This is a genomic window from Nitrincola sp. (genome assembly GCF_048264025.1).
In the GTDB taxonomy this organism is placed as follows: Bacteria; Pseudomonadota; Gammaproteobacteria; order Pseudomonadales; family Balneatricaceae; genus Nitrincola.
The window spans coordinates 187,602-203,884 of record NZ_JBLXDN010000001.1; the positions used below are offsets into that span (position 1 = coordinate 187,602).

Annotated in this window: 17 protein-coding genes; 4 read left to right on the forward strand and 13 right to left on the reverse strand. The window is 49.8% G+C overall.

Annotated elements, in window-relative coordinates; all coding sequences use genetic code 11:
• Positions 1 to 12: 12 nt before the first annotated feature.
• The 3 genes from azu to ACN0R1_RS00855 form a co-directional block, all read right to left on the reverse strand.
• The gene (gene azu / locus ACN0R1_RS00845) at positions 13 to 453 is read right to left on the reverse strand and encodes an azurin (protein ID WP_417578958.1); all 441 of its coding nucleotides are present in this window, start codon (positions 451 to 453) and stop codon (positions 13 to 15) included.
• A gap of 112 nt (positions 454 to 565) precedes the next feature.
• The gene (locus tag ACN0R1_RS00850; RefSeq protein WP_417578960.1) at positions 566 to 3,607 is read right to left on the reverse strand and encodes an efflux RND transporter permease subunit; all 3,042 of its coding nucleotides are present in this window, start codon (positions 3,605 to 3,607) and stop codon (positions 566 to 568) included.
• Positions 3,604 to 4,611: an efflux RND transporter periplasmic adaptor subunit gene (locus ACN0R1_RS00855; protein WP_417578962.1), complete on the reverse strand. Its 1,008-nt coding sequence runs from the start codon at positions 4,609 to 4,611 to the stop codon at positions 3,604 to 3,606. The genes ACN0R1_RS00850 and ACN0R1_RS00855 overlap by 4 nt, the downstream gene beginning before the upstream one ends.
• Positions 4,612 to 4,673: 62 nt before the next feature.
• Between ACN0R1_RS00855 and ACN0R1_RS00860 the strand changes: the two genes are divergently transcribed.
• The gene (locus ACN0R1_RS00860; protein ID WP_417578964.1) at positions 4,674 to 5,342 is read left to right on the forward strand and encodes a TetR/AcrR family transcriptional regulator; all 669 of its coding nucleotides are present in this window, start codon (positions 4,674 to 4,676) and stop codon (positions 5,340 to 5,342) included.
• A 107-nt stretch (positions 5,343 to 5,449) separates the two neighbouring features.
• Complete coding sequence (locus ACN0R1_RS00865; protein WP_417579429.1) at positions 5,450 to 5,668, forward strand: antitoxin Xre/MbcA/ParS toxin-binding domain-containing protein; 219 nt, start codon at positions 5,450 to 5,452, stop codon at positions 5,666 to 5,668.
• Here the strand turns inward: ACN0R1_RS00865 and ACN0R1_RS00870 are convergent.
• The 6 genes from ACN0R1_RS00870 to ACN0R1_RS00895 are packed head-to-tail and all read right to left on the reverse strand — an operon-like array spanning position 5,625 to position 8,862.
• Positions 5,625 to 5,867 (reverse strand): hypothetical protein, encoded by a 243-nt coding sequence (locus ACN0R1_RS00870; RefSeq protein ID WP_036520787.1) that lies wholly within the window; start codon positions 5,865 to 5,867, stop codon positions 5,625 to 5,627. The genes ACN0R1_RS00865 and ACN0R1_RS00870 overlap by 44 nt on opposite strands.
• Positions 5,868 to 5,898: 31 nt before the next feature.
• Positions 5,899 to 6,510 carry a LysE family translocator gene (locus ACN0R1_RS00875; RefSeq protein ID WP_417578966.1) on the reverse strand — a complete coding sequence of 204 codons (612 nt, stop codon included), beginning with the start codon at positions 6,508 to 6,510 and terminating at the stop codon, positions 5,899 to 5,901.
• A gap of 44 nt (positions 6,511 to 6,554) precedes the next feature.
• Positions 6,555 to 6,983 carry a hypothetical protein gene (locus tag ACN0R1_RS00880; protein ID WP_417578968.1) on the reverse strand — a complete coding sequence of 143 codons (429 nt, stop codon included), beginning with the start codon at positions 6,981 to 6,983 and terminating at the stop codon, positions 6,555 to 6,557.
• Positions 6,984 to 6,986: 3 nt separating this feature from the next.
• On the reverse strand, positions 6,987 to 7,811 hold the full coding sequence (locus tag ACN0R1_RS00885; protein WP_417578970.1) for a class I SAM-dependent methyltransferase: 825 nt from the start codon (positions 7,809 to 7,811) through the stop codon (positions 6,987 to 6,989).
• Positions 7,812 to 7,867: 56 nt separating this feature from the next.
• Positions 7,868 to 8,098, reverse strand: coding sequence for a hypothetical protein (locus tag ACN0R1_RS00890; protein ID WP_417578972.1), 231 nt, complete (start codon positions 8,096 to 8,098; stop codon positions 7,868 to 7,870).
• Complete coding sequence (locus ACN0R1_RS00895) at positions 8,095 to 8,862, reverse strand: hypothetical protein (RefSeq protein WP_417578973.1); 768 nt, start codon at positions 8,860 to 8,862, stop codon at positions 8,095 to 8,097. Before ACN0R1_RS00895 ends, ACN0R1_RS00890 begins: the two co-directional genes overlap by 4 nt.
• 217 nt (positions 8,863 to 9,079) lie before the next feature.
• On the opposite strand from ACN0R1_RS00895, the gene umuD reads away from it, so the two are divergent.
• Positions 9,080 to 9,526, forward strand: a complete 447-nt coding sequence (gene umuD / locus ACN0R1_RS00900) for a translesion error-prone DNA polymerase V autoproteolytic subunit (RefSeq protein WP_417578975.1) — start codon at positions 9,080 to 9,082, stop codon at positions 9,524 to 9,526.
• Positions 9,527 to 9,531: 5 nt separating this feature from the next.
• Entirely contained in the window at positions 9,532 to 10,812 is a 1,281-nt protein-coding gene (gene umuC / locus ACN0R1_RS00905; RefSeq protein WP_417578977.1) for a translesion error-prone DNA polymerase V subunit UmuC, read from the forward strand.
• A gap of 19 nt (positions 10,813 to 10,831) precedes the next feature.
• Here the strand turns inward: umuC and ACN0R1_RS00910 are convergent, their stop codons facing one another.
• From ACN0R1_RS00910 to ACN0R1_RS00925, 4 genes are all read right to left on the reverse strand, one after another.
• Complete coding sequence (locus ACN0R1_RS00910) at positions 10,832 to 13,870, reverse strand: efflux RND transporter permease subunit (protein ID WP_417578979.1); 3,039 nt, start codon at positions 13,868 to 13,870, stop codon at positions 10,832 to 10,834.
• Complete coding sequence (locus tag ACN0R1_RS00915) at positions 13,870 to 14,952, reverse strand: efflux RND transporter periplasmic adaptor subunit (RefSeq protein WP_417578981.1); 1,083 nt, start codon at positions 14,950 to 14,952, stop codon at positions 13,870 to 13,872. Before ACN0R1_RS00915 ends, ACN0R1_RS00910 begins: the two co-directional genes overlap by 1 nt.
• Positions 14,953 to 15,153: 201 nt before the next feature.
• Complete coding sequence (locus tag ACN0R1_RS00920; protein ID WP_417578983.1) at positions 15,154 to 15,570, reverse strand: YccF domain-containing protein; 417 nt, start codon at positions 15,568 to 15,570, stop codon at positions 15,154 to 15,156.
• Positions 15,571 to 15,640: 70 nt separating this feature from the next.
• Positions 15,641 to 16,255 (reverse strand): DUF1294 domain-containing protein, encoded by a 615-nt coding sequence (locus ACN0R1_RS00925; RefSeq protein ID WP_417578985.1) that lies wholly within the window; start codon positions 16,253 to 16,255, stop codon positions 15,641 to 15,643.
• Positions 16,256 to 16,283 lie beyond the last annotated feature (28 nt).

Sequence of the window (16,283 nt, forward strand, 5' to 3'; positions counted from 1 at the left end):
GCAAAGCCGTGTTTACTCGATGATAAACTTGCCTTTCATCAAGGCAAAATGACCTGGGAAGGAGCAAAAAAAGCTCAAGTCTTTGCCTTTCAAATCGGCCACTGAAAACTCAACGGAGGTACTCTCGCCTCCGCCGACCAACTCAGTTGCGGCCAAAACACGGTCATCACCAGCTGGCACGTAGTTATTGGCAGGCCCTGCAGCCATTGCGTCTTTAGCAAGATCGCTCAATTGATCTGTTTCAACTAACACCCAGTTATGCCCCATTGAGGTTTTCGGCAAGCTGCCACTGTGGGTCAGTGTCAAGGTAACGGTTTCACAGCCCGACGGAACGGTAAGTTCAGCTTCGGAATAACGCATCTGGTCAGTACTGTCGATACTCAATTCACAACTGGACGCCTGAGCCAGCACAGGCAAGAACAGCATTACAAACGCTAACATCAAGACTCTCATGTATCGTCTCCTGGATAGAGTGGGTTATTTTTGCAAATCGTAATGACAATACTTTTTATTTACCTAAAAATCAAATTTCATTAACAGACACCTTGTGAAAGTCTCAAGGAACTCAGTCAATGATTTTCACTTTGAACAACAGTGCATAGAGCGCCGGCACAAACAACAAGGTGATCAGTGTACCCACAGCAACACCGCCGATCAGCACGTAGGCCAAAGGCCCCCAGAACAGATCCATAGCCAGCGGAATAAAAGCCAGAACCGCCGCGAGAGCCGTCAGTATTACCGGACGGGAACGCTGCACGGCTGCCTCAATAACAGCCGCGCCAGCTTGCATACCGGAGTCAAAGTTATCCTGCACTTGTTGCGCCAGTATCATGGTATTGCGCATCAAGATGCCACTTAAACCGATCAACCCCAACATGGCGGTAAAACCAAAAGGTTGATTAAACAACAGCAGTGCAGCCACCGCCCCCACCAATCCCAGTGGGGCCGTTGCGATCACCACAAACGTACCGGTAAATGAGCGCATTTGCAGCATGATGAAAATCAGCATTAATGCCAGCATTAAGGGCTGCAGTTTTTGAATGGAGAGATTTGCTTTGGCTGACTCCTCGACAGATCCACCTACTTCAATGCGATAACCCAGTGGTAATTCAGCAACCAGCGGCTGTAATTGCGCCCAGATCGCCTGAGTCACATCAGGAGGCTGAGCACCCTGTACATCAGCATGTACTGCCAGGAAGGGTTCCCGATTATAGCGTTTAATCACCGGATCTTCATAACGAATGCTTAACTCACCCAACTGACTGAGCGACAACTTGCGACCATCGGCTGTTTTAAGCTCCAGCTCTTCGGGTAACAGGACACCACCCTCTCGCGCACTGCGAGCGACAACCTGAACACTGCGAACATCCTGACGCACTTCGGTAACACTGAATCCATTGAGCTGAAAGGTCAGTTGCTGAGCGACATCGGTCGGCGTCAGTCCCATTAACCGCAGACGATCTGGGTCCATGTCTAAATAATAACTGGGTGTACGCTCATCCCATTCCAAATGTGGCATCACGGTATTAGGATGTTCGGCCATGAGGTTACGCACCTCGTGAGCGATGGAACGCAAGACTTCAGTGTCAGGACCCAACACCCGAAAGCTTACAGGCCAGATCACAGGCGGTCCGAATAGAAGAGGTCTAGCACGCACCCGCGCTTCTGGAAACTCGCCAGCATCCATATGACGATTCAGTTCCGCTATAATGCGGTCACGTGTTTCAGTATCATGGCCTATGGCAATGATCTTGGCAAAGGCCGGATCAGGTTGCTCAGGGTTAGCTGAAATAAAGAAACGTGGCGCACCTGCACCTATGTAAGACGACAGGCTTTTCACTTCCGGCAGGGTTTCAAGTATCGCTTCCAATCGCTGCACCGTGGCTTCTGTCGTACCGATTGAACTGCCCTGCGGCAGGTAAACATCGATCAGCACCTCTGGACGGTTAGAACTTGGAAAAAACTGTTTTTGTACTTGGGTTGCCATGCCCATGCCACTCAGTATCAACAGCGCCAGCGTCGACAGTACGACCGTCTTGCGATAACGTACACAGACTTGCACCAACCCTCGCAAGTACTGGTAAAAACGCGTCTGATAAATATCTCCAGAATGATGCTTAGTGTAGGTTGGCAGCAGTTTCACCCCCAAATAAGGCGTAAAGGTCACCGCCACTAGCCAGGAAACCAGCAATGAAAAGGCCAGTACCCAGAAGATGTTCCCGGTATACTCACCGACACCTGATTGAGCAAAGCCAACCGGGACAAAGCCCGCTACCGTAACCAGCGTACCGAACAGCATGGGGGCTGCCGTCACACTCCAGGCATGGCTGGCGGCACGGACCCGCTCCCAACCCTCTTCCATTTTAACAATCATCATTTCGATGGCGATGATGGCATCATCTACCAACAGCCCCAGAGCGATAATCAATGCCCCCAGAGTGATGCGATCCAGGTTGATCCCGGCAATTTTCATCAACAGGAAGGTTAAACCTATGGTAATCGGTATGGCAATTCCCACCACCAAACCCGCACGAAAACCTATCGCCAATACACTCACTGCCATCACGACCAGCACCGCCACCAGAAATTTGACCTGAAACAGATCAACGGCCTGACTGATCGCTTCGGTCTGATTGGTGAGCATATGCATAGACATACCCAGTGGTAATTCTGCCTGTTCGGCTTCAATAAAGTCGGTCAGGCGCTCACCAAATCCCAGACCATTTTCACCGTCCTGCATCACTACCCCTAGCAATATGGCATCTTCGCCATCAGCCCGAACCAGATAGGAAGGTGGATCCTCATAGCCTTTGCGAATATCAGCCAGATCAGACAACTTCAACAGATGATCACCCACACGGATTGGCAAGGCGGCCAGTTGTTCAGGGTCCGACAGGTCAGCATCCACACGCAAATAAGCGCGTGGCCCATCCAGATCAACAAAGCCAGCGGGCGTCATGCTGTTACTGTCTTCGATCGCGGCAAAAATCTGCTCCGCCGATAACCCCAGATTATTTAAGCGATTCATGTCGAAGTCTATGTACATCCGTTCGCTGCGCTCACCCAGTATCAGCGCCTTTTGCAGGCCAGGAACACGCTGCAAACGATCACGAATGGATTCAGCTTCCCGCGTGAGACTGTGCATCGGCATCCCCGGTGCCGTCAGTGAAATCAGCGAGAAATACACGTCTGAAAAGTCATCATTGACAATCGGGCCTACGACACCCGCAGGTAAATTTCCCGCTTCATCCAGCATACGTTTGCGCACTTGATAAAACAGGTCTGGTACCTTCTCACTCGGTGAAAAATCTTTGAACTCTATCTGTAAATCGGCTCGACCCGGACGAATTGTGGTTTCAATTTTATGCAGATATTCCACTTCCTGAATACGCTTTTCCAAGAGGTCAACAACTTGATCTTGCAACTCGGTCGGTGTAGCGCCTGGCCAGATAGCCGAAACCACCATCACCCGTACAGTGAAGGCTGGATCTTCGGCACGCCCTAAAGACGAGAAAGCATAGACACCCGCAACGACCGACAAAAGAATGAAAAACAAAGTCACCGAGCGTTCGCGAACCGCCAAAGCTGACAAATTGGGGAAATTCATCGTGCCTGCTCCCTGACCTGCATACCTGGTGTCAATAAATGAGTACCCAGAGCAACAATACGACCGCCATCTGCCAGAGGTGCGCGGATACGGGCATACTCACGGTTTAGTTCCAGCACCTCAACGGATACAGGCTGTACCTGGCCCTCAATCACTTGCCAAACCTGGGGGCCTTGACTGCGCTCATCCAGCGCACCCAAGGGTACACTGAAGGTTGTATCTTGGATTGGCTGATCAAGCATGACCTGTACCACACTACCCAGACTTAATGCCTCAGCAGACTGCTCGATACGATAACGTGCTCGCCAGCTGCGACTTTCAGGGTCAGCAGATGCTTCTACCTCGCGTAGTTCGATGGCTAGCGACTTGCCTGCAATCGACACACTACCCGAGGCAGGCGCATCTACGCCGTCAGCCAGGTACACCTCGACTTCAAGCGAACTGTCATCAATCAGGGTAGCCAGGGCTTGCCCTATATCCACCACCTGTCCGGGCTCAGCCACCACAGCGTTCAGTATGCCCGCTTTTTCAGCACGTAATTCGGCATAGTCCAAGGCATTGCGGGCCTGGTCCAACACGGCATTAGTCGCTTGGTGATTACTGATAGCTTCTCGTAGCGTCAGCTCATAACGCTCCAGTGTTTGACGACTGACAAATTGGCCTTCCACCAACTGTTGCTGTCGACTCAATTCACTGCGTGCGATAGCCAAACTAGCTTCAGTTGTTTTCATGTCGGCTTCAGCCACACGAACAGAAGCCAACAAATCACGCGGATCCAGTTGGAATAGCAATTGTCCGGCTTCGACCCGTTGTCCCGCATCAACATGTCGCTCCAGAATACGACCCGATACTTGAAAAGCAACGGGTGTTTCATAACGCCCCTTGACCGTGCCTGAGAGTTTCATAAAAGCCGGAGATGCGTCGGTCACAACCAGCGTTCTGACCCAAGGTGCAGCGGCTTGAGGTTCGTTGGATGAGTCATTATCTGGACTGCAGCCAAGCATTAAAAGCACAATAAATATAAGGAATAAAGGTCTATGCATGGTAATTGACTCAAGAATACATTATGATTAATGAACGCTATCGTACACTAATTAAAATGGATAAAAAAGTGCCTTGTAATACACGATCAGGACGACCTGTCGATCCCAGCAAAGAAGTCGCCATTCTGGATGCCGCCACAGAACTTCTGTTCACCCAGGGCCCAGCTAAATTTTCGATAGAAGCGGTGGCACGCAATGCAGGCGTTTCAAAAGTAACGGTCTATAACCGTTTTAACGAAAAAAACACATTGATCGAAGCCATCATTCATCGCCAGTGCAATACATTACTTCAATACCTGGTTATAGAGCCTGAGCAGGACCAAACACCTCAACAAGCACTGTATGACTTTGCACAAAACCTGGCACATTTCGTACTCAGCCATGAACATCTTAATTTTCTGCGTTTGCTGGGCAGCCTGCACGAAGTGGATCGGGATCTACTGCACGGCATGTACAACAACAGTGTCCAAAACGCCTTAAACACCTTGAGCGGCTGGTTAAAAATACAACAAAAGGCAGGACGTATAGATTGTACTGATACTGAGCATGCCGCCGAGTTGTTTTTGAGCATGCTTGCAGGGCTGGACATAGTGCGTGCCTTGCATCAACTCCCACCCAGACAACCTGGTGAGGAAATCAACAGGCATGTTGACGCTGTTGTAAAGCAATGCTGGAGGCTGTGGGAGAAATGAAAATGTTACATTCAGTCGATTAGATTACAGTTTTACTGCATTTGCATCTGAAATATACATCAAGAATCAGATCTTGGAGTAAAAGGCAAGATGAGCTGGCCCTGCTGTTGATCAGAGCCGCCCGGGCACTGTGTGCACTCACCAGGGGTGATCAGGCCTGGATCAAACATTTCATGCGCTCACAGAACAAGTTTACTGGCGGAGTCCCTGCTATACAGGTACAAACTGTTCAGGGGCTTATGCGTGTGGCGACCTGTCTGGATGCGATTAATTCGCCGTCACTTACAAGTCCATACCAATTAAAGAATCAATTCCTTCATCTCTGATGGTCGCCTTAACTTCATCCAGTGCGGCTTCCTCTGTATCGAACTCATCTTCCCAGACTGTCGAAACACCCGATTCATCGACCACTTCAAGAATCCAGCCTCCCGTGTCGCCACGGTAAATATCGACCTGGACAGTTTTACCCTCAGCCGTCAGTTCCTGGCTTAAAGCACTCATTTCAACTTCAAAATCATCTTCCATCTACAACCTCCAACGTGGGATTTTCAATTCATTATGCTTTTACCATAAGGTATGTACCTGCACCAACCATAAAACCGCCAGCGGTCTTTTTAACAACGCCGTGTACTCTGCTCTTAGTCCAGGAAAGAATCCTGCTGGCGAAATACACATAACCCAGTTTAACACCGCCGACTGCAACGACAGTCAACACAATAATCGTTGCAATGTCTGACGTAGCAATAGTCGTCAGATCGACAAACGCAGGAAACAAGCTTGCATAGAAAAAAATGGCTTTTACATCACCGAGAGTAATGATAAGACCAGAGAAAAAGCTGGCTGATAGTGTTGAAGCGGAACGGCCAGCGGAGACCTGTATTCTAGTATTGGACCTCAGCAGGCTGATACCCAGCCAGATTAAATACGCACCCGCCATATACCTCAAGATCAGGAAAAAACTGCCCATTGTTTCAGCTAATACCGCCATACCCAAAATGGCCAGATATACAAAAACAAGGTCACCAACCAGAATGCCGAATGCCACAACAGCACCGTTCAGGAATCCGGCTGTCGAAGATCGAGCCACCACCAGGGCTACACTGCTGCTGGGCGCAAGTGCCAACACCAGCATTATGACAAACAGCATAAGCATATCGACATAGTTCATGCCAGCTACTCCTGATATCCTCTGCCCAGGTCCGCAGGAGCGGCTTAAGGGGTCGGTTGTATATTCTTTATCTCGATGAACCACTTGGGGTGCATCTCATTGAAATCTGTTCGGATATTGGTTGGCAGATAACTGGCCGAATCCAGTACTAAAGACTGGCCGTCTACACGCTTAAACACAACCCAGTGCCAGAAATTTTTGCCATTTTCCTGATGGTGTTTTATGGACAGTAACGCTAAATCAGGCAATGCATCCCAGGATACAAACGGAACCTCGTCAGCAGAGGCCTCGACCCCGGCATGAGACAACAGCGTCCTGACATACTGAGTGTCCGACCACAGCGATTTATCGTCAGCATAGATACCCATAGCATTGGCTGTGCTCTTCATTTCTGAGTAGCTTTTGCCCAGTATGTTTGCAACAGATGCAATGCCGCATCCTGTTGTTTCTTGCTGTATGACCGGTTTCAGCACCGTTTACTCCTTAATGTTTAGCACGCTGGGCGCTTCAGCAACCAGCGTATAGCACAGCGGTATCTGGGCCGTCTGATTTTCATAGATGGCATACTCCACTTCGCGATTCAGGTGGGGATGTTCCTGAAGACACTGCACCCCAAGCCCACTTTGCACACAGGCAGTAACTATCTCCCCCAGGGTGTGCACAAACCAATAACCGGTTTCCCCAGCGCCACCATCGCTGCCATCATAGGTGATAGCTTCTTCGATACGCACCGGCGTTTTATCAAAGTAGCTGTTCTCCACCACGAAGGGGTTAGCGCTGTCGGGATTGAACACCTCTAATATAGGATGAGTCTCGTAAATGACCAAAAGCGCACCTGGATTCATCAACCCACGCACAACCTGAAAGAAACGCGGAAGATCGGGCATCCAATTGAGTACACCAATGGTGATCAGCACCAGGTCGTAGCGGCCCAGATCATCAGGCAGAGCATAAATATCAGCTTCCACCAGACAGGGGCTAAGCCCAGATGCCGCAGCAAGCTGGGTGCCCTGCGTCAAAAATGCAGCCGACTGATCAAGGCCCAACAAGGGACGTGCACCAAACGAGGCCAAAGACAGCAGCTCCCGCGCGTTGTTGCAGCCTAGCTGAACTGCGCTACGACCCGCGATGCCCAGCTCAGTTAAGGTAGCGGACAGGCAATCATCCAACACATTAAAGTCAGGTTGACTCGCCGCAAGCAGCAACTCGTCCCACTCCTTGCCTTGACTATGTAGATGGGCAGACGCATCCCAAGCCGCCTTATTGGCTTGTGTGAAAGTACGGATGTGATCTGTTTTCATGGTTGATAACTCCATCAATAAGGTCTGCCACAACATAAAGTAGCATATCAGCAGTGCTAGTGACTGGCATCATTAGGGTTTCCTGATTTGCTTTTTTTAAAAGCCTTGCTCACTACACCCCAAGCTAAAAAACCTAATAGAACCACTGGAATGGCGGCATATATAGATGAAAAATAAAACCAAGAAACCAAAGCTGCCAATAGAATCACAGCCGCAGTGATTTGCCCTACAAACTCTTGCACAAAATAAGTTGTGCCGCTATACAGATATCTTAAAATTTTGTTCACTTGCACAGCCCTTTCAGATTAACGTTCTCTGGTCGGGAGCAGAACTCATTAATAGGAATAGGAGGTGGCGATAGATGTGTAAGAGAAAATGCATCAGAAGCAGACGTCGCCAGATTACTAAGCAACTCTGACTCTTCGCTTGACAGATTACTTCCATTAGCAGATATGTTTAGCTGTATTTCCTCTGGCTTACCCGTCAGTATTGACTGAATCACGGCTTGATAGGTTCTCTTCCCTTCTGCAATTGCTTTAATTGCTGCGCCGTAACTAGCTATAGTGAAGTTAGTTATCGAGCGGGCTCTTGTTCCACCAGGAGAAAGTCGAGTATTGCCAAACCTCCCTCCAGTACTGGCATAGTTTGTGAAAACACCACCCGAAAAGCGGCCTAGTATGTCAGCTTTTCTGTTATTAAAATTATACTTTACTATTGCCTCTAGTATTGGAGCTGACTCCCCTCTCGCCAACCCTGACAGTTCGTCTCTGACTGGGTGAGTGACCTGCCACAGCACACTAGCACGGGTTTGGGCAATAGACTTGTATTGGTTACCCCAAATGCCCATCTGCATCTGCAGTTGTATTACCCCAATCCACCAAGTTATTGGGTGATTATAAGCGCCTCTTAAGAACCTTGACCAAGACGCCTCATTACCTATCGCGAAGCTCATTAAAAAGTTATTCATCTCATGATTCTGAGATGACTGTATATGGCCTAAAACACGTTCAACATCACGTTTCTCAGCAATATTTAGATTTAAAGATGCCATAAGACCCTCCGTTGGTCACTATCTCTACAATTATCTAACCTAACAACGATTAGACGCTCTAACTTAATATGTAACAAATGTTTCAATATATAACCACAGAAAAAACCAAAAAACCAGATAAGCCCACACCCAATCCACGGCCTCACATTTACCACTTGCCTGCTCCGTATCCCTTGAGCGATATTGTATATATAAACAGTATTTTAATGAGGTGTGCATGAGCGCTGTGGTACTGATCGGTTGTTTCGCAGACACGGATCTGCTTAAGGCATCAGCGTTGCGTATTCCGTTATATCTGGAACGTGTATCAGCAGGCTTCCCGTCGCCGGCGCAGGATTACGTGGAGCAAACCCTGGATCTGAATCAGTTGTGTATCAGTCATCCAGCGGCGACGTTTTTTGTGCGGGTACAGGGGGATTCGATGCGTGATGCCGGGATCGCTCCCAATGATGTGCTAGTGGTGGATCGTTCACTGGAGGCCAGGCATGGCGATATTATTATCGCCAGTATCAACGGTGAAATGACGGTCAAGGAGCTGAACACCACGCCACATCTCTGCCTGATGCCACGCAATCCGGCCTATCCGGTGATGTTAATTACGGAGGCGTCTGATTTTGAGATCTTTGGCGTGGTTACCAATATCGTCCGACAGATGCGGCGTTGAGTCCTATGCCTGAACGCCCTGCTGTGTTTGCGCTGGTGGATTGTAATAATTTCTACGCCAGTTGCGAAAAGCTGTTCCGCCCCGACCTGAAACACCAACCGGTGGTGGTGCTGTCGAATAATGACGGCTGCGTGGTGGCACGTTCACGTGAAGCCAAGGCACTGGGAATCAAGATGGGGGTGCCTGCGTATCAGGTGCAGGATTTGATCCGACAGCATGATATCACCGCCTTCTCCAGCAACTATGCACTCTATGCCGATCTTTCAGCGCGAGTGATGAGTATTTTGGAGTCCCTGGCACCGCGAGTGGAGATTTATTCCATCGATGAAGCCTTTCTAGACCTGAGCGGCATTGATCACCTGCTATCACTAGAGGACTTTGGCAGGCAGCTGCGTAAAACTGTCTATCAATGCACCGGGATCAGCGTCTGTGTCGGCATGGCACCCACCAAAACCCTGGCAAAACTGGCCAATCATGCCGCCAAACACTATCCAGCGACAGGCGGAGTGGTAGATTTGACCTCACCTGGTCGGCAGCGAAAGCTGATGGCGTTACTACCCGTCGATGAAGTCTGGGGCATCGGTCGGCGATTATCCAGGCGCCTGCAGGCTGAGGGCATCCAAACGGTACTGGATCTGGCGAATGCGCCGCCCAAGCAGATTCGTCGCCATTATTCTGTAGTAGTTGAGCGCACCCTGCGTGAGCTGAACGGTGAATCTTGCCTGGATTTAGACAGTATTTCGCCGACCAAAAAGCAGATTCTCTGCAGCCGCTCATTTGGTGAGCGCATTACCGAGTTCAAACCCATGCGCGAAGCGATTAGCGAGTATACGGTTCGCGCAGCAGAAAAGCTGCGTCGAGAGCAACGCCGCGCGAAAGTGCTGACTCTGTTTCTGCGCACCAACCGCTTTAACCCATCCGAGCAGCAATACACTCCTTCACTTACCACGGAGTTGCACCTGCCCACCGATGACACCCGCGACCTGGTAGCCGCTGCCATGCGCCTGTTAAACAGCGCCTGGCGTGAAGGTTACCGTTATATGAAAGCTGGAGTGATGTTGTCAGATTTCTATGAGTCAGGCACCTTTCAGCCCAGCCTGTTTGAGGAATACCACAGCCATGCCAATGCCGAAGCATTGATGTCTGTGCTGGACACCATCAACCACAGCGGCAAAGGGCGGGTGTTTTTTGCGGTGCAGGGTACGAAAAAAAACTGGAAGATGAAACGCGAGTGCCTGTCACCTGCCTACACTACCTGCTGGAAAGATTTACCTTGGGTTAACTAAGGTACAAAATCCGCAACCCTCAAGTGTTGCGGATTCTAAACACCATGACATAAAACAAAGGCAACACCACCAGGGTTAATGCCGTTGCAAATAACAAACCGAACATGACCGTCACCGCCATGCTCTTGAAGAATGGATCAACCAGCAACGGAGCCACACCCAAAATCGTAGTCAATGCGCCAAGCACAACCGGACGTGCACGACTAATACAAGCCTCCACAACCGCTGTATAAGCTTGTTGCCCCTCTCGGATACGACTACCCGCTTCGTCTACCAGCACGATGGCATTCTTGACCATCATACCTATCAGGCTCAAAAATCCGAGTATCGCCATAAACTCAAAGGGAGTCCGAAATACCAGAAGACCGACCACCACACCAATCATAGCCAAGGGAGCTGTCATCCAGATCACCAAAGGCTCTCTGAAAGCATTGAACATGAACACGACAGCAAGGATCATGGCTGCAAAACCAAAAGGTGCAGAAACAGCCAACCCGGCATTCGCCTCACGCGAAGCGTCATACTCACCGTACCATTGCAACTTGTAACCCGGTGGCAATGGAATAGATTCAATCACAGGGCGGATCTGATTGAACACATCACTGGTCAATATGCCGGGTGCCGGATCAGCCTGAACCATGAGCGTGGGTTCACGGTTTACGCGCCGAATAATGGCATCCTGCCAAACTACATCAACAGACTCCAACAACTGATTCAGCGGCACACTCCGCCCAGCTACCGGACTGAACACTTCAGTGTTCTGAATGACACTAGGTTGCTCACGCTCAGCTACAGGGGCACGCACAATCAGGGGGATCAGGTCATCACCTTCTCGATACACACCTATTTGTCGGCCACTGAGTGTCTGTGCCAAGGCTGCACTCACATCAGTAGCCGTCAACCCGAGACGCTGCAGCTGCTCCTGGCGCCACTGCGGCTGTGCAACCGGAACCTGCTGGCGCCAATCATCCTGAATGGCAATCAGGGCAGGATCAGCCTGCATCAGACGTTTAGCCTCTTCGGCAAGACGACGCAACACGGCCGGATCAGATCCGGTAAAGCCGGCCTCAATTTTCTTGCCACCCCCACGGCCGAGCATGAATTTCCACACTTTGACAGAAGTATCCGGCAGCATTTCCGATAGCTCTTCTTGCAAACTTTCAACCAGACCCGCAATGCGTCCATGATCATCAACATTAATAAGCAACTGTGCAAAGGCCGGATTTCTCGGCTCAGGCGAGTAGGTCAGCATAAAACGCAGCCCGCCTCCACCGATAAACCCGGTGGTATTTAATACACCGGATTTCGAAGAGACATGCTGCTCAGCCAAGGCCAGTATATCTGCCGTACGCCTGATATCACTGCCCTGAGGCAGGTAGAGATCAACCACAAACTGAGGACGTTCAGAGTCTGGCATAAATCCGGGCGTGATGAAGCGTGCCCCCCATGCGGCACTAATCAGTGCAACCAACAACATCACTATCGAAAGCGCTCTATGACTCAACACCCAATGCAACAGTTTCGCATAGCCACGTGTTATACGACTTTGCCCACAGCCTTCAATCTGACGCGGTGCTTTGAGGAACTGATAGCACAGCATAGGGGTAACCGTAATGGCAAATAACCAGCTGAGCAGCATCGAATACAGAATGACCCAGAAGAGTGAACCGGCGTATTCTCCCATGTCACTGGGAGATAAACCGATTGCGCTGAATGCCAGAATACCAACTAAAGTGCCTCCCAACAGTGGCCAGATGGTACTGCGAACAACGGCTGAAACAGCCTCTTTACGATCTTCACCGCGTTGTAAACGCACCATCACACCATCACTGACTACGATGGCGTTATCGACCAGCATACCCAGCGCAATGATCAAGGCACCCAATGAGATACGCTGCATGGCAATATTGTCCATGAGCATGATAATCAGGGTACCTGCCACCGTCAGCAATAGCACAAAGCCGATGATCAGCCCCACTCTCAGCCCCATGAACAGTAGCAACACCACAAACACAATCGCCACGGCGGCCAGTAAGTTAGATACAAATGCAGCCACGGCTGTGCTGACAGATTCAGACTGTAATGAAATCGGGTGAAGCTCCATGCCAACCGGTCGAAGATTTTCCAGTTCAGCTAAACGCATCTGGACAGCTTTTCCCATACTGACCACATTACCGCCCTGAACGTTGGATATACCTAAGCCTATCGCCCGTTGACCATCAAACGTCATCATCATGCTCGGCGGCTCAGCATAACCACGCGTTACTTTGGCGATATCCGATAATCGTAAAACCGTATTTTCCGGACCCAAACCAATTTGCAGCTGTGTCAGATCTGTAAAATCACTGACACTACGCTGAGGGATCACCGGTACACGCAAACCATCTGCCAGCATCTCTCCTGCGACAGTAATCAGGTTCTGCTGCTGCAACACCTGATAAACCTGCTGGGTGTTAAGCCCAAAATGCGCCAGGCGCTCTCGTGACAGCTCGATAAATATCCGCTCTTGGGGTCCGGCCAGCAAGGCTGTACGCGCCACCCCCGGAACCAGAGCCAGTTCTTTGGATAGCTGATCCGCATAACGATACAACTCCCGGTCGCTGAACCCATCCGCCGTAATAGCGTAGAACTGCGCGTAAACATCGGCAAAATCGTCATTAACCAGAATAGGGCCAGTACCTGGCGGCAGTCCACGCTGCGCATCCGCCAGCTTGCGCCTGAGAATATCCCAGACTTGTTGCAACTGTGCATGGTTACGGGAAAACTCCATCTTGATCTCGACAGTCACTTCGGAATAGCCCTGCTTTGAGACCGACTTAACCTGCTTCACTTCCTGTAACATCTGTACAGCAGCTTCGATCCGGTCAGTCACTTCCTGAGCCACCTCCTGAGCACTGGCGCCCGGGTAGGTAGTGATAACAACTGCCTTGCGAATAATAAACTCAGGGTCTTCAAACCGGGGGAGCTGTTCATAACTCAGATAACCACCCAACAAAACCAATACAATCACTACCCAGAGGCTGGTACGTTTAGCAACCGAATAAGCGGCAATATCCATCAGCTTTCAGCTCCGCTGTCATCCAACGGCCTTAGTTTCATCCCCTCACGAACACGGCTCACCCCAGCGGTAATAATCCTGTCTCCCGAGTTCAAACCCGAACGCACAAATACGCGATCACCGACCAGCTCGCCCACTTCCACAGGCTGTAATACCGCTCGGCTTTGTGCATCAAGCATCCATACAAACTGACCTCCCTGATTGTCAGGCACAATAGCGCTTAAAGGGATGCTGATATGATTCTCGACGTCGTGTTGTGAAGCAAATACTCGGGCCGACATACCCGGTAAAATGTTAGCGTCACCCTTATCATGTAAACCCAATATGACCTGATAGGTCTGGGTGACAGGATCGGCTTCGGTGGAAAAAAACTTGAGTGTCAGGGGAAAGGGTTGTTCCAACCCAGGAATTTCAGCAAAGGCACCACTGCGACGAGCAGACTGAAGCACAACTTGATCAGGCACTTGAATGACCACTTCAAGATCCTGCAGATTCTGTATCACCAGAATAGGCTGATTGGCAGAAACACGGGAGAAATCTTCGACCAACTTGCGACCGACTACCCCATCAAACGGTGCCTTAAGTACCGTTTCCTCAAATGTTAACTGTGCGGTACTGAGTTTATTTGCTGCCAGGTTGCGTTGAGTTTCCAGCCTTTCCAGATCTCTGCGCGAAATAGCTTGCGTGCGCTCAAAGATGGCCAGGCCGCGTCGATAATCTGCATCGGCCGAGTTAAATTCAGCCTGAGCTGAATTCAGCGCTGCTCGAAGCTCACGATCATCCAACCTAGCTAATTCATCACCACGCTGAACCATCATGCCTTCATTCACCAGCACTTCTTCAACACGCCCGGCCACCTTGAAAGCCATTTCAGCACGCTGGGCAGATCGTATCGTGCCATTAAAAACCAGGCTGGAACCTGACACAGATTCAACGGTTTCTATACGTGCAGGGCGAGTCACATCGTCTGATGGCGCAACCACTGGCTCTGTAGATGAATCACATCCAAAAAGAAGCCCAGCCATAAGGATCAGCAATATGACTTTGATAAGTGCCACAAAACGACTTCCACCTAGTGTCATTGCATATGCCTCCTGCATTCTTAACTCAAGCTTTAGCCACTTCAGTCGTAACAACACAACCAGGAAACAGCTAACCCAGCCAGTAATGCAATGTTTTAGTTAATAGCACTTTCTACGAAGAAAGCATGAGCCTGGATTAAGAAAAAGTCTATTAAGTTGAACCTATTTACCAATATTTCAGACCATGGCTTGACTGCAGTATCATTCCCAACGCTGACGATCAATATCCACGACCGTCTGCCCCACAGGCGCCAGCGCAATCAGGGCCAGTTTCATATGCTGGATTCCAAACGGAATGCCGATAATAGTGATAAAACAAAGCAAGGCTGATATGAGGTGGCCAATCGCCAACCAGATACCGGCAAAAATAAACCAGATGATATTGCCCATCATCCCCAGACAACCGGTGCCGATATCCTCCCGGCCATTCACGTAACGGCGGTTAACCGCTTGCTTGCCGAAGGGCCAGAAAGTAAACAAACCGATCACAAAGCAGGAACGCGCCCAGGGAATACCGACAATGGTAATCAGCGCCAACAGACCCGCCAACCACCAGGCCAGCCCCATTACCAGCCCACCCAGCACAAACCAGATTATGTTACCTAGTAGTCGCAGCATTTTATCTTATGATTCCTTTTAATCTAATTCGTCGCATTGGTTTGCTTTAGCCCTAGGTTGCGGTTAAGTATCACAGGCCTAGTAATCGAAGCAACTGCTGTCCTTGCTCAGTGATCAGCCAACCAAAAGCGGCACAGTTTACAATACAGGTGACCCAAAACGCATTACGAAACGACTCTTTCTTAGACTTGTGTCTCAAGGTTTGTTGCGCAAATACAGCGCCAGGCCAACCGCCCAACAATGCGCACAAGTGCAAGGTACTCTCTGGAGTCCTTCTGCCACCATTTTTAGCTTGCTGCTTATCCATCCAGTAGAGCACATAAGTCGCGACACTGAGTCCCAGATACAGGAAAGCTATCTCAACGGGCAGATGTGAAAACGTCACACTCAACAACATAAATACCAGAAATAAACTGGCAATCCATATTGAAAAATGACTGCCTTTATTGCCAGCTTGTACCGATGCTCTGATTTGATCAGCCGAAAAGGCAATCTGCTCAGCACGAACCCTGCCCCTGGCATCCTGACCCAAGTTGTATGTGACTAGCTGTCCAACTTCAGGGCGCCGCCGCCTGCTGGGAAAACCACTGATATGGAAAAATATATCTTTCCCATCAATAAGCGGCTGAATAAAGCCGCAGCCTTTATTATCATCCCAAGCCTTAATTTTTCCCTTCTGACGCATTCTCGATACTCCGAACCCTTTATAGCTA